This window comes from Arthrobacter sp. HMSC06H05 (assembly GCF_001807395.1).
Lineage (GTDB): Bacteria > Actinomycetota > Actinomycetes > Actinomycetales > Micrococcaceae > Pseudoglutamicibacter > Pseudoglutamicibacter albus.
This window is the reverse complement of record NZ_KV788983.1, coordinates 27,170-39,847: the sequence shown is the minus strand read 5'-3', so window position 1 is coordinate 39,847 and position 12,678 is coordinate 27,170. Positions and strand designations below refer to the sequence as shown.

The 12,678-nt window shown below is 60.6% G+C and carries 14 protein-coding genes; 3 read left to right on the top strand and 11 right to left on the bottom strand.

Translation table 11 applies throughout. The annotated features are described in order from the left end of the window. Nucleotides 1–50 precede the first annotated feature (50 nt). Complete coding sequence (locus HMPREF3160_RS05255) at nucleotides 51–1,250, bottom strand: cytochrome P450 (protein ID WP_070507475.1); 1,200 nt, start codon at nucleotides 1,248–1,250, stop codon at nucleotides 51–53. A gap of 77 nt (nucleotides 1,251–1,327) precedes the next feature. Next, the gene (locus tag HMPREF3160_RS05250; RefSeq protein ID WP_070507473.1) at nucleotides 1,328–2,308 is read right to left on the bottom strand and encodes a PDR/VanB family oxidoreductase; all 981 of its coding nucleotides are present in this window, start codon (nucleotides 2,306–2,308) and stop codon (nucleotides 1,328–1,330) included. A gap of 349 nt (nucleotides 2,309–2,657) precedes the next feature. On the opposite strand from HMPREF3160_RS05250, the gene HMPREF3160_RS05245 reads away from it, so the two are divergent. Next, nucleotides 2,658–3,830, top strand: a complete 1,173-nt coding sequence (locus HMPREF3160_RS05245) for an MFS transporter (RefSeq protein WP_176744706.1) — start codon at nucleotides 2,658–2,660, stop codon at nucleotides 3,828–3,830. Here HMPREF3160_RS05245 and HMPREF3160_RS05240 read toward each other — a convergent pair. Both HMPREF3160_RS05240 and HMPREF3160_RS05235 read right to left on the bottom strand, forming a co-directional pair. Further along, on the bottom strand, nucleotides 3,827–4,633 hold the full coding sequence (locus HMPREF3160_RS05240; protein WP_070507470.1) for an IclR family transcriptional regulator: 807 nt from the start codon (nucleotides 4,631–4,633) through the stop codon (nucleotides 3,827–3,829). The two genes, HMPREF3160_RS05245 and HMPREF3160_RS05240, sit on opposite strands and share 4 nt — an antisense overlap. A 2-nt stretch (nucleotides 4,634–4,635) precedes the next feature. After that, nucleotides 4,636–5,481, bottom strand: coding sequence for an SDR family oxidoreductase (locus HMPREF3160_RS05235; protein ID WP_070507468.1), 846 nt, complete (start codon nucleotides 5,479–5,481; stop codon nucleotides 4,636–4,638). A gap of 271 nt (nucleotides 5,482–5,752) precedes the next feature. On the opposite strand from HMPREF3160_RS05235, the gene HMPREF3160_RS05230 reads away from it, so the two are divergent. Together HMPREF3160_RS05230 and HMPREF3160_RS05225 are read left to right on the top strand one after the other, a co-directional pair. Then, nucleotides 5,753–7,126, top strand: coding sequence for an aldehyde dehydrogenase family protein (locus tag HMPREF3160_RS05230; protein ID WP_070507467.1), 1,374 nt, complete (start codon nucleotides 5,753–5,755; stop codon nucleotides 7,124–7,126). Nucleotides 7,127–7,153: 27 nt separating this feature from the next. Then, nucleotides 7,154–8,059 carry an MBL fold metallo-hydrolase gene (locus HMPREF3160_RS05225; RefSeq protein ID WP_070491236.1) on the top strand — a complete coding sequence of 302 codons (906 nt, stop codon included), beginning with the start codon at nucleotides 7,154–7,156 and terminating at the stop codon, nucleotides 8,057–8,059. Here HMPREF3160_RS05225 and HMPREF3160_RS05220 read toward each other — a convergent pair. The 7 genes from HMPREF3160_RS05220 to HMPREF3160_RS05190 form a co-directional block, all read right to left on the bottom strand. Next, nucleotides 8,052–8,885 carry an alpha/beta fold hydrolase gene (locus HMPREF3160_RS05220; protein WP_083285455.1) on the bottom strand — a complete coding sequence of 278 codons (834 nt, stop codon included), beginning with the start codon at nucleotides 8,883–8,885 and terminating at the stop codon, nucleotides 8,052–8,054. The genes HMPREF3160_RS05225 and HMPREF3160_RS05220 overlap by 8 nt on opposite strands. A gap of 66 nt (nucleotides 8,886–8,951) precedes the next feature. Further along, nucleotides 8,952–9,230: a YciI family protein gene (locus tag HMPREF3160_RS05215; RefSeq protein ID WP_070507465.1), complete on the bottom strand. Its 279-nt coding sequence runs from the start codon at nucleotides 9,228–9,230 to the stop codon at nucleotides 8,952–8,954. A 185-nt stretch (nucleotides 9,231–9,415) separates the two neighbouring features. Beyond that, nucleotides 9,416–9,799: a helix-turn-helix domain-containing protein gene (locus tag HMPREF3160_RS05210; RefSeq protein ID WP_070507463.1), complete on the bottom strand. Its 384-nt coding sequence runs from the start codon at nucleotides 9,797–9,799 to the stop codon at nucleotides 9,416–9,418. Nucleotides 9,800–9,953: 154 nt separating this feature from the next. Continuing rightward, nucleotides 9,954–10,412 (bottom strand): helix-turn-helix domain-containing protein, encoded by a 459-nt coding sequence (locus tag HMPREF3160_RS05205; RefSeq protein ID WP_070507462.1) that lies wholly within the window; start codon nucleotides 10,410–10,412, stop codon nucleotides 9,954–9,956. Between the two features lie 230 nt (nucleotides 10,413–10,642). Continuing rightward, on the bottom strand, nucleotides 10,643–11,101 hold the full coding sequence (locus HMPREF3160_RS05200; RefSeq protein ID WP_035755841.1) for a hypothetical protein: 459 nt from the start codon (nucleotides 11,099–11,101) through the stop codon (nucleotides 10,643–10,645). Between the two features lie 73 nt (nucleotides 11,102–11,174). Then, nucleotides 11,175–11,765: a recombinase family protein gene (locus HMPREF3160_RS05195; RefSeq protein ID WP_070507460.1), complete on the bottom strand. Its 591-nt coding sequence runs from the start codon at nucleotides 11,763–11,765 to the stop codon at nucleotides 11,175–11,177. Nucleotides 11,766–11,773: 8 nt separating this feature from the next. Further along, nucleotides 11,774–12,493 carry a DUF8175 domain-containg protein gene (locus HMPREF3160_RS05190; RefSeq protein WP_070507458.1) on the bottom strand — a complete coding sequence of 240 codons (720 nt, stop codon included), beginning with the start codon at nucleotides 12,491–12,493 and terminating at the stop codon, nucleotides 11,774–11,776. Nucleotides 12,494–12,678: the final 185 nt, after the last annotated feature.

Sequence of the window (12,678 nt, the reverse complement as noted above, 5' to 3'; positions counted from 1 at the left end):
GGTGATAACCCGCACGGCTCGCGCAGGTTGTGATGGGGTGAGGGAAAGGCTTACTTAGCCGCGCTGATCTCTACTGGCAGCGATTCGAAACCGCGAAGTACGTTGTGCAGGATCGGTTGTGGTTCTCCTGCCAGGGAGATGGTCTCGACGTGTTCCAGCATTTGCTGCAACACGATTTCCATTTCTAGTCGCGCAATCGGCTGGCCGACGCACTGGTGCAGGCCCATACCGAAAGCGACGTGTCCAGAGGACGTTCTGTCCAGGCTGAACTTGGTTGCGTCTGGGCCCCACTTCTCCGGATCACGGTTAGCGGCACCCAAGAACACGAGCACTTTAGTCCCGGCCGGAAGGTCCACTCCGCCGAGGGTCGTGTCAGTGCTGACAGTTCGGTGGAACTTCTGGAACGGCGATTCCAGGCGCAGCGCCTCATCGATCGCGAACTTCGCTAGATGCGGCTGCTTGCGCAACTCTTGCCAGGCTTCTGGTTCGCCGGCGAGCACGGAGAGAACGTTGCCGATCCCGAAGATGGTGGTGTCCACTCCCGCAGACAGCAACGCACGCACCAGCAGGGTTGCCTGCTGCTCGGTAATCAGCCCATCCTCGACGCGTTCCCAAATCTTGGCGCCGAAACCGCCAGGGGAGAGGGACTCGTGCTCGCACGCCTTCATCACGACCGCGGAGTGTTCATCCGCGTGCGCGAAGGCTTGTTCATAGATGTAGTTCTCTGGGCCGAAAGCGTTGAACACCATATTGCCGTACGGCAGAAGATGCTCCCGTCCCTCTTCCGGAATACCCACCGCGTCAGGGAAGACCCGGATGGGGTAGAGCTCAGCGAGGTCCTTGATCGCATCGAAATGGGTACGATGCGCAAGCTCAGAAACCAGTTCCGCCGCTGGCGGGGTGAACGGTTCACGCAGCTTACGTACCGTTCCAGGGTTGATGACCCCGGTCAGCGCTCGCCGCATGAGCGTGTGGATGGGTGGATCGGATTCGAGGATGCTTGGCGGACGCCAACCCTCGTCCTTGCGGATATCGCGAGGGCCGAGGCCGCCGGAGGAAACGTAGGTCTCAAAGTCCTTGAGCACCTCATAGACCTCTTCATAACCGGTGATCGCGTAGATCCCGGTGGCTTCGAGGTAGCTGACAGGCCCTGCTGCTGCGAGCCGTTCCAGGAAGGGGTAAGGGTCCAGCAGCGCTGATTCGCTGTAGGGGTCTTCGGTGAAAACAGGTACGTTCTCTAACGTCTTCATTGCTCTACTCCCAAGGTTTTATAAGTCCAGCACACGGGTAACAAAGCCAGCGCAGGGGCTAAAAGTTCGGCGCGGGTTTATAGGTCTAGAACGAGTCGGTTGCAGCCGGCCGCTGCACGTGAAACGCACACCATCATGACGTCGCCGGCGTCCTTGTCTTCCTGGGTGAGGGCGGCATCGCGGTGTTCAACCTCGCCTGAGATGATGCGGGTTTCGCACGTACCGCACAGGCCAGCGCGGCAACTGGAAAGCACCCGGGTGCCGTTTTCCTCCATGACTTCGAGGATGGACTTCTCAGGTGGAACGGTGAACTCTTTACCGCTGCGGGCAAGCTCCACAGAGAACGGATCCTGGTTTCCGGCCGCCCCGAGCGTGCCGGCAACAAACCGTTCGGTGTGCAACGAGCCTGGAGGCCAACCCATGCAGAAATCCTCGATCGCTTCCAGCATCCCGCCCGGGCCGCACGCATAGATCAGCATGTGAGCCCGCGGCAGGGCAAGGATGCTTTCCAGATCCAGGCGACCCCGGCCGTCCTCATCGAAGATGTGCACCTTCTCGGTGCCGTACTGCTCTTCCAGCTGCTCAACTAGCGCCATCGATGCCCGGCTGCGGCCGCCGTAGTACAGCTGCCATTCCCGGCCCTGCTCCTCAACCTGTTGAATCATCGAAACCAGAGGCGTGATGCCGATGCCGCCGGCCACGAACATGTACTTACGGGAATCAACCAGAGGGAAGTTATTCCGCGGCGCTGAGATGCTGAGGCGCTCGCCGGCGCGCAGGTTGTCGTGGATCCATTCGGAGCCGCCGCGTGAATCGAGGGTCCGCAGCACGCCAACGCGTAGCTGGGTCAAATCATCCATAGGTGACCACAGGGAGTACTGGCGGATCAGACCATTGCCTAGATGCAAGTCGATGTGGGAGCCCGGAGTCCAGTGCGGGAACTCTTGGCCATCGCGGCGGCGCAGCACGAGTGACAGAACGCCCTCAGCAATGTCATCGACTTCGTCAACCACAACGTCGATGAGTTCTGGGGTTTCTTCGGTAGCTGTGGGTGTCACTATGAGCTCACTCCTAGAACAAGCCTCGTGGGTCAGTGGGGAACAAGATTCGTTGGGGCTACCCCTTGATACGCGGGGTAGCGGTTACTCGTGAAGCAACCCTAGGACTAGTTGTGTCACGCATCACAAAACATTCCATCCAATGGAAACACCGGTGTGGTGTTGCGTTTCGCCGCCTGGAGCCATGCTTTCCGGCTAATGGAAGATCTAGTCTGTTGATGAGTCAAGGTGTGCATGATTGTCGGAATAAGATAAGGCAATCAGCGGTATTGAAGGTGGGGCCATGACAACGATGCGCAGGCAGAGTTCTTCTCACAGCGAGACTGTTTCATGGCTGTGCATAGTCCTGATGGGCATCATCAGCGCCATCCACATTTGGAAGTTGCCGCCATCCCTGGATTCGCTGAGCTCAGAGCTCGGCATCGAGCTGGTGCAAGCGGGAATCCTCATCGGCATCATCCAGGTGGCCAGCATCATTGGTGGCTTGCCAACGGCGTGGATGGGGGAACGGCTTGGGCTACGCAGGGTCATCCTCGCCGGGATGGTCCTGTTGAGCTTCGGCTCCATACTGGGCGCGCTGGCGTCCTCGCCCGCGATGATCTTCATTTCGCGGGCCGTCGAGGGGATCGGCTTCCTGTTTTGCGTGGTCTTGGGACCAGCGCTACTTCGGGATCGGTTCGAACCGCCGCACGTGCATCGGGCTTTGACTGCGTGGGCGACCTTTCAGGGGCTTGCGGCGTTCATCGGTTTCACAGTGGGTACGTTCGTGGTTCCGGAGTTCGGGTGGCGGCCGATGTGGATTGGCGCGGCCTGCATCACTCTGCTTTTGATCCCGTTCGTGATCTCCCTGGTGCCGAAAGACCCGGCGGGCAGCGTCGGCGATGCGGCCGCGTCCGGTGCAACCAAGACGTGGCAGCTGGTGCGCGTCACCATATCCAGGTCTGGGCCGTGGCTGGCCGGCGCCATTTTCGCGTGCTACAGCATCCAATGGATGGCGGTTCTGGGCTTCTTGCCGCGCATCTATGAGCAGTACGGGATTCAGCAGCCGGGAGCAGGGCTGATGTCTGCGTTCGTGGGTGGGGTCAACATCGTCGGTGCCCTGGGGGCTGGCGTGCTGGCGCACAAGGGCGTGAAGGAAAAGCACCTGCTGATCGGGGCCTTGGGTGCCATGGCGGTGACGTCGTTCGGGCTTTTCGCGATCCCGTGGCAACAGACATCCCACCCGGCGTTGGCGACGTTCCTCTTCGCGGTCGCGTTCTCCGCGATCGGCGGCGCAGCACCCATGCTGTTGACGCGAATGATCGGCGAGCTAGCCCAACCAAACGGCTCAAGTGCCGTGGTGATGGGGCTCATGCAGCAGATCTTCAACCTCGGAAACTTCCTAGGCCCGTTCCTCATCGCGTGGTTCGCGGTCAAAACCGGCGGCTGGGAGAGCTCCTGGATGCTCACGGGTACATTCAGCCTGCTCGGCATCGCGGGGACCATGATCTTGCTGAAAGAGAAGCCGGAACGCGAGAGCTAGTCGCCCACTTCGAGTGTTCGGGAGATGCCGCGCGCCGCGATCTTCAACACGGGCACCACGTTGCCGATGGGCGCCATCGCGTCCTGGGTCACGATCCCAAGCCCGGCGATGATGTGGCCGGTAGCCGGCGAGAAAACCGGCACCGCGATCGCGAAGTTGTTCTCCCCGCTTTCCCGCTGAGTGGTCGCGAACCCTTGCGAACGGATCCGGGCGATGTGCTGGATCAGCTCGGATTTCCGCCCAATCGTGTGGCTTGTATGCCGAGGTAGCTCGGCCGGTAGATCATCCAATAGGTGTGGGGAGCCGTATGCGAGCATCAACTTACCGGCCGCGCTCGAGTGCAGGTCCATGCGCTCGCCGACCCTGCGGAACGGGGCACCCGTGTTGGTACCGGAGATACGTTCCACCAGCAGCACTTCTTGCTGGTCCAGGATGAACAGGTTCACCACATTGTGGGTCACAAACAGCACATCCTGCATGTAGGGGGAGGCGACTTCGGCCACATCCCGCTGGGCAGAAGCGAGCAGGCCGATGCGCCACAACTTTTGGCCGATGCGGTAGCGGCCTGATTTCTTTTCCAGGCCGCCCCACATCGTGAGTTCGTTGACGAGCCGGTGCGCGGTCGCCAACGGTAGGTTCGCGCGGCGGGCGATGCCGCTGAGGGATTGTTCCCGTTGCGTGCTGTCGAAGGTGTCGAGGATCCGTAGCGCCCGCGAGGTCACCGAGATGGACGGTGCCTCCGACTTTTGCGTAGTCGAACGGCCGGCCGGGTTGCCTTGCCGCTGCGGTGCACGGTTAGCCATGGTTAGAGGTTTCCGCTCCGGCGGGACGCCACGAGACCGCCATCGACGCGGATGTCGGTTCCGTTGACCCAGCGGGCGGAGTCGCTGAGGAGGAATTCGATGACGTCAGCGATTTCGGCTACTTCACCGAATTTGCCGAGCAGTTTTGAGGCGCCTTCGACTTTCTCGCGGCCGTGATCGTTCTTGAAGTCCTCCAAGATCGGGGTCGATACGGGGCCGGGGCTCACGCTGTTGACCCGGATCTTCTGCTGCACCAGGGATGCGGCGAGTTTTTCGGTCAAGAGGCGGACGCACTGCTTGGAGAACAGGTAGGACTCATCCTGGACCAGGGCCCACACCTGCTCATCAGCTTTCAGCTCCTCGACGCTTTCGGCCTGCACGGCACGGCTGGCTTGCTCGACGTTGCTGCGCCAGTCGAAGGCCACGGACGAGGCGAGGTTCACGATCCCGGCACCGGTTGCTAGCTGTGGCAAGAGCGCCTGGGTGAAGTCGCGCAGGCCGAGCACGTTCACAGCCATGACCACCTCGGCCGGTGCGGTGCCGGGGACGCCAGCGATGTTCGCGAGCCCGTCGATGGGGCCGCCGGCCAGCTCGGTGATCTGCGCGACGCCAGCCTGAATGGACTCGGTCGATGAGAGATCCAGCTGCACGAAATCCTGGCCTGCATCGGCGTTGGTCTGGGGTGCGGTGCCCGCCTCAGCGTTGGTCTGGGCTGCGGTGCAGGTATCGGCGTTGGCTGGTGGGTTGCGGTCCACGCCGATCACGCGGTGGCCGGCCTCGCGTAGCTGCGCGGCGGTCTGGGCGCCGATTCCGGAGGAGACGCCGGTGACAACAATGGTCTTTTTCATTGGATAGAACCTTTCATGTGAGCTGGATCATGCGTTTGGTTCTATGGTCACCATTCTGCCTCATCAGCGCAGAGTTTTTTCCAATGGTTGGAAAGTTAACGCCATTGGGTGCCTTGAATCTTCCATGATGTAGAGAAATTGCGGCGGCGCTGGCGGCGCTGGCGGTGTCAACGCCCATTTCGCCTCTAGGCCCGTCCAACTCTAGATCCGTCCAATTCTAGGCCCGTCCACCTTTACACCCGTCCAGTTCTAGCCCCGAAGGTAGGTACACGTGAGCAGCCAGTACGAGGTTCTTGATCCGGCAACACTGGAAGTTGTTGCGCAGGTTCCGGAAAACACGGCCGAAGACACGCGGCAGGCAGCGCTCCGAGCTCGTGCGGCGTTGCGTGGTTGGCGGCGTGACCGTGGGGCGCGCGCTGAGGCGCTGGTGAAGATCGCGGAGAAGATCGAGGCGAACCTCGATTCTTTGGGTGAGGTGCTCTCGCGTGAGCAGGGTAAACCGGTTGCTGAGGCGAAGATGGAGTTCACGGTCGCGGCCGGCCTGTTCCGGTACTACGCAACCTTGGATTGGGATGAGGCGATCAGCCTTCCGGAGCGCGATGGCCGCAACGTCGAGGTCTTGAACCGCCCGGTGGGGGTGGTGGGGACCATCACTCCGTGGAACTTCCCGATCTCCCTGCTGTGCGTCAAGCTGGCTCCCGCGCTGATCGCCGGTTGCACGGTGCTGACGAAACCGGCTCCGACCACCCCGGCTTCAGCTATCGCGTTGATTGAGCTGATGAACGCCGTGCTGCCCGAGCATGTTGTGCAGGTCCTGACCGGATCTAACCGCACCGTGAGCGTTGCGTTGGCTTCCGAGCCGCTCGTCAACAAGATCTCCTACACCGGCTCCACCGCGGTGGGCACCTCGTTGATGCAGCAGGCCGCTGAAAATGTCACCCGCGTGACCATGGAGCTCGGCGGTAATGACGCCGCCATCGTGCTGGAGGATGCCGACATCGAGGTGACCGCACGCGGCATCGTCGGCAGTGCTTTCCGAAATGCCGGACAAGTGTGTATGGCGGTCAAGCGCGTTTATGTGCCGGAGGCGCTGCGCGCGGACTTCACTGACGCTGTGCTGGCTGAGGTCAATAAGTTTGTGCTCGGCCACGGAATTGATGCGGCAACCACGCTGGGGCCCATGCATAACGCGAGCCAGCGTGATTATGTGCGGGAACTGGTCGATGCGGCCGCAGCTGACGGCGCGACCGTGCTCGCTGGGCAACAGCGGTGCGAACTTCCGGGCTATTTCCAGACCCCGACCATCGTGGCGGATGCGGAACAGGGCATGCGCATCGTGCGGGAGGAACAATTCGGTGCCGCCTTGCCGATCGTGACGTACAGCTCGGTTGATGAGGCCATCGAGTTCGCGAACGATTCCGAGTTCGGGTTGGGTGCTTCGATCTGGACGCCGGATATGGAGCGGGCACGGCAGCTCGCGCCGGAGCTGGAGGCCGGCACGGTCTGGATTAATCAGCACACAGTTGTTGAGCTGGATGCGCCGTTCGGTGGCTGGAAACAGTCCGGGATTGGCCGCGAGCGCGGCCGTTGGGGCTTGGACGCCTACCTGGAGCCGACCACCGTCAACTGGCGTGCATATCAATAACGTGCACATAACTAAAAGGACATTGACATGAGCGTTGAACTGATCACCCTAGGCACGGCTGCAGGCCCGGCAATCCGCGGGAGCGAACCCGGTATTTGCTCCGCGGTACGGGTAGGGGACAGGTTTTATCTGATCGACTTCGGGCTGGGCTGCACACGAGCCGCCGCCGAAGCCGGGTTGAAAGGCAAGCACTTCACGGCCGGGTTCGTGACTCACCTGCATTCCGACCACGTGGTGGAGCTACCGGGGTTCCTGCTGTGGAACTGGGGTAAACCGGTCGAGGGGTTCACGGAGCCGTTCCGGATTGTGGGGCCAGGTAAGGACCCGCACCGCGAGGGCGGCGAGGACCTGGCCGGGACCGCGGAGCTGGTGGGCAAGACCCTCGAGGGGTTCTCCTACGACATCGACATCCGGATCCAGGATGAGGCCCGCCCCAACCTCCACGAGCTGGTGCAGACCGAGGAAATCACGGTCCCTGAGGAGCCGATATTCCAGGTGTATCGCGATGATGCGGTGACGGTGAACGCGACCCTCGTGGAGCACCCGCCGGTCTACCCGGCGTTCGCGTTCCGCTTCGACACAAACGAAGGCTCCATCGTGTTCTCGGGAGACACCGCTAAATCCGAGGCCCTCGTCGAGCTAGCCCGCGGCGCGGACATTCTGGTGCACGAGGCCGTGAACCTCGACTTCTATAAGGAACAAGGTTTCTCTGGAGCGTTCCTGAACCACCAGGCATGCTCCCACACATCCCCCGCCGATGCGGGCGCGGTGGCGCAGGAAGCCGGCGTGGGCCGCTTGGTGTTGTCCCACCTCGCCGGAGTCGCGACCGAGCAGTGGTGGGCAGAACAAGCCGCAACCCAGTACCACGGCCCCATCTCAGTGGCACGCACAGGCAACCGCTACACGCTCGCCGAGCAGCCGGTGCTCAACTGAGCCGGCTTCCCCAGCTGCCGCTACTCTCCCCGCCGTCTCCTAGCCCTACGCGAGGAAGAAGTGTCGGAGTTCGGCGGCTGTGCGTTCGGGGTCTTCGACGGGGGGCGAGGTGGGCCACGTGGTTGAAGGTAACGGCTTTGCCGTGGGGTACGCCGGCGGCGATGGTGGCGCCTTCGCTCGGTGGGCAGACGTGGTCGTGCGCGCCGTTGATGGTGAGTACGGGGATGGTGACGGTGGCGAGATCTGCGCGGACGTCGTAGGTGCCGAGTGCGCGGCAGATGGTGACGTAGGAGGCGAGGTCAGCTTGCCGTAGGTTATCGAGCAGTGCGTCTGACTGGGCGGGGTTTTCGTCGATGAATCCGGGCGCGAACCAGCCTTCGCGGCAGAACGGGACCATGATCTCGGTTCCGTTGGCGGCGGCTGCTTGGGCGCGTTCTTCCCAGGCTTCGGGTTCACCGATTTTCGGTGCCGAGCACACGACTGCGACCGCGGCGAACCGCTCGGGGTGGTGGAGGGCGAGTTCCATGGCTACCCCGCCGGAGATGGAGACGCCGGCGAAGTAGATGCGCCTCTCCGCGGGTTGGTCGGCGACGAGTGCGGCGGCTGCGTCTGCGAGTTCCTTGACGCTGTAGGGATCCGTGTGGGCGGGGGCTCCGGCGTGACCGGGGAGGTTGTACCCGATCACTTCGAAATCATCGGCGAGATGTTGCGCCGTGGTGTTCCACAGTTCCTGCACGCCTGTTCCGATTCCGGGCCCGACGAGCAGCAGCGGCTTGTTTGCTGCTGGGTCGGTGAGGCGATGCGTTCTGAGGGCTGGGGCTACCACGGCTGGCTACCTTTCGTTATACGGCTTTCGTCGCGCGGTTGTCGCTTTAGGGCTTGGGTGGGTGGTTTAGAGCTCGCCGATGACGACGTTCCATTCCGCGATGGCGCGGTGGGTGATAATGCCGTGGTCGTTGAAGGGGTCGGCGTCGAGGATGCGGCCGGCTTCTTCGGTGGTGTTGGCGCGGACGATGATGAGGGCGCTGGCTGGTTCGGTTGTTTTGGGGCCGGAGAGGAGCACGGTGCCGGCTTCGCGTTGTTCGCTGAGGAACGCGCGGTGTTCGGGCCGGTGTTTCTGGATGAGTTCGGCGTTGTCGATGTAGGTGTATTCAACATCGAAAATGGCCACGAAAGCGCTCCCTTAAAGACTGTCTCAAAACATGCGTGGACTGTTCCTCTCAGAGTCCAGGGGGTCACAAGGGAGGTTCTGGGTGGAAGCTATGGCATACAGGGCCGGGGGCTCCTTGTGAACTGATGGCTCCCGCGTTTCTCAGCCGGAGATCCCGCATGCGCGGGGAGCTCTGCAAGTGTTAGTTAGAACCAATCGACGCCAAGCCCTGGGATTTCCCGCGCAACCCTCGCTACAACAATGCGACACCAATCAAGAGACACATAGTGTGGCAGCTCGACACCGGGGAACGCGGTAGCGATGTCGCAGGAGCGCCTCGGCGTGCGGATCGGCCAATCGCGCGGGTGTGTCTCATAGTGCCGTACCAGGCGCGCGACGATCTCGTCGGTGTGGTCTGCTAGATCCCTCATCTCTTCGCCTACGCCCGGGGGCGGGTTATAGCGGCCCCGGTCCCAGTCGCGGGCGGTAGCGGGACCGATATCGAGGTATCGGCTGATTTCAGTGATTGAGTACCCTAGGAGGGTTCGCAGGGTCTTGAATTCCGCTGAGGTGAACAAGCTGTTAGCCATGCTTTCCTCTCAATAGGCGAAGGCTCCGGAGCGGATCACCCCGGGGCCTTGCTGGCTTCAACTAGCCGTTACCGCTAATGTCGTGTTTCATGAGCACGACCGTGAATTCGGATCATCCCCGCAGGCGCGGGAAACTCTCCTTTAGGGCGCGCGTCTAACCGGCCGTCTTCTTCAAAACTTCATCGTAGATCGCATCGTCAATCAAGCCGTTATCGGCCGCTTCGACAACCTCTCGCCAGGTTCCGTCCCTGCTCTCTTCGTACTCACCGTACTCGTTCGCCCAAGGAGTCGGCTTATACGGCCATGCAACCAACTGGCGCACCACTTCGGTACGATCAATAAACCCGGCCGCGTACCGCTGGCACACTTCATAAGGGCTTGCAGCGTTGAACTCACCAACCACAGCCGGTACTGCCTGGGCACGCTGCAACGCCTTCGCCACAGCCGGCTGAGACATCCCCAACACCTCGGCCATCTCCCGCTGAGACATGCACCTCGCAGCGGTCTTCAACGTGCGCTTGTAATCCAACGTGTCGACCTCCATCCGCTGCCGCACCCGCAGCAGCTCCGCACGCATATCACCATGACGCGGCCGCTCCACCAACTGGCTCATAACACCCTCCTCAACTCCTCAAGGGAGACTTCCTCCACTTCAATTATAACTTGTGTTATCATGTGGTTTCAAGGGGTTTCGTGGGTCAGAGAACGGTATACGTTGGCGGTGCTGACACCGAGAATGCTGGCCATCTGCGCATAGCTTTTGCCCTCCTGCCGCAGCTGCCGCGCCGTCGCGATCCGGGATCATCCCCGCAGGCGCGGGAAACTCTCCTTTAGGGCGCGCGACTAGTCGGCCAGTTGGTTGAAAACTTCCTCATAGATTGAGTCATCAATCAAACCAAACATGACAGCGTTCTCCACGTCCGTAAACGTACCGGAGGTGTCGCCCTGGACTTCGCCAAATTCATTGAACTTCGGCGTATCGTTGTACGGCCACGCTACCAACTGGCGCACAACTTCTTTGCGGCTAATCAGCCCAGCAGCGTACCGCTGGCACACCTCATGCGGTGACGCGGCTTTGAAGCCCGCAATAGCATCAGGAACCTTTGCGGCACGCTTCAAAGCTGTAGCAATTGCTGGCTGCGATAAGCGCACGATTTCCGCAATTTGTTTCTGTGTCATTTGTTTAGCGGCCACCTTCAGATTCCGCTTATAGTCCAGTAGCGCAACCTCCGATAGCTCTCTGGCGCGCAGTAAATCAGCTGCCATCTCACTATCCCGTGGCGATTCAAGAACCTGGCTCATGACTACCTCCTAAGACGGGAAATCAGAATCCATGCACTTCAATTATAATATGTGTTATAGGCGATTATTAGGGTTATAGGTTCAAAGCTCTATGAATGTTCGTTGCGCTGACACCAAGAATTTTGCCGATCTGTGCGTAGCTTTTCCCTTCCTCGCGCAGCTGCCGTGCCATGGCTGTGCGGTCTGCATCCATGACGGGCGGCCGCCCTCCGATTCTGCCCTGGGCGTGCGCGTGCGCTAATTCCCTGTTGGTGTTCTCCCTGATCATAGAGACGCGCAGCTGCGCCATAACGGCCATGATGCCCACAATGGCTTCACCCATCGGCGTAGATATGTCCACGTCTAAGAATGGCTCGGTAAGACTTTTGATCCTTACGCCGCGCTCTGCCAGCTCGCGGATAATCTCGATGGTCATTCGTTCTTCGCCTGCGACGCGATCCAGGGCGCGGATGACTAACGTATCCCCCCGGCTGCAATTGTGCCTTGCATGCGAGCCTCTGCGGCCGCGCAGCGGATCATCCCCGCAGGCGCGGGGAACTCCGAAGGCCACGGCACCTTCAAGGAGCGACTGCACGAAGCCAGAAATCACACTATCCGCAAGGTCCTTTGCTACTTCGCCGCCTTTGCAAAAAGAATCCCAGAAATCGCATTGTGAATCGGCCATAATTGCACCTACTTCCAATCGGTAAACGTGCTGGGATCGTTTACAATGGCCGAAGCCGGTTCACCGGATGAAAGATCCACCCGCCAATCGTTAGCATTTTCATCCCATAGAAGATCTATACGAATAGAAACATACTGACTGCCCACTGGGGCGATATATTCGATAGAAGCAGCATCATTTGAGCTATGCATAATGCGGTAGCCAGAGATTACGGGGTATTCGAAGTCGTTTTCCAGGGCCATCTGCTGCTCAAAAAGTTGATCGCGTTCTGGTGATTCAACTGCGGCTTCGATGATGCCGGCTCCCGAAAACTCTAGGCTTAGAGTCAATCCTGCAAAAACTGCGCCAGATGGTGTGTGGCTGAAACAACGCCAGAAATCCCCATCCATCTTCGCAGGCCCATGCTCCGCCGATACCGGCAGCAGCATACCCACAGGGTGCCGCTTCCATTCAGCCTCCGGGGCATCGTTCGGGAATGAATTGTCGGTACTTAGCGCAGGGCAATCCCCAGAAGCTGGCTTGGAAGCCGAAGCCGAAGGCGAATTCGAAGGGGAGGGCGGGGACGCAGACTCAACTGGTACCGACGGGGCAGCAGCGGTCGGAGCTGTTTCTGGTTCAGAGTTGACGCGGGGGAAGATGACTAGCCCCGCGATCACAATGACCACGATGAAGGCGAGGATACCGCCCCAGAGTTTCCAGCTTCTGCCTAATGGATCAGTTTCAGCCATGAGGATCTTCTCTTTCTCTCAGACGGTTCACCGGTGCTTAGACGAAGACGTTGATGATCGTTCCCGCGCTAATCGCCAGGACGCAGACGATCAGCGAGATGACTAGTCCCTTGAATCCGTTGATTTCCCGTCCGGTGAAGGCCGCGAACGCCAGGAAACGGATCATCCCCGCAGGCGCGGGGAAC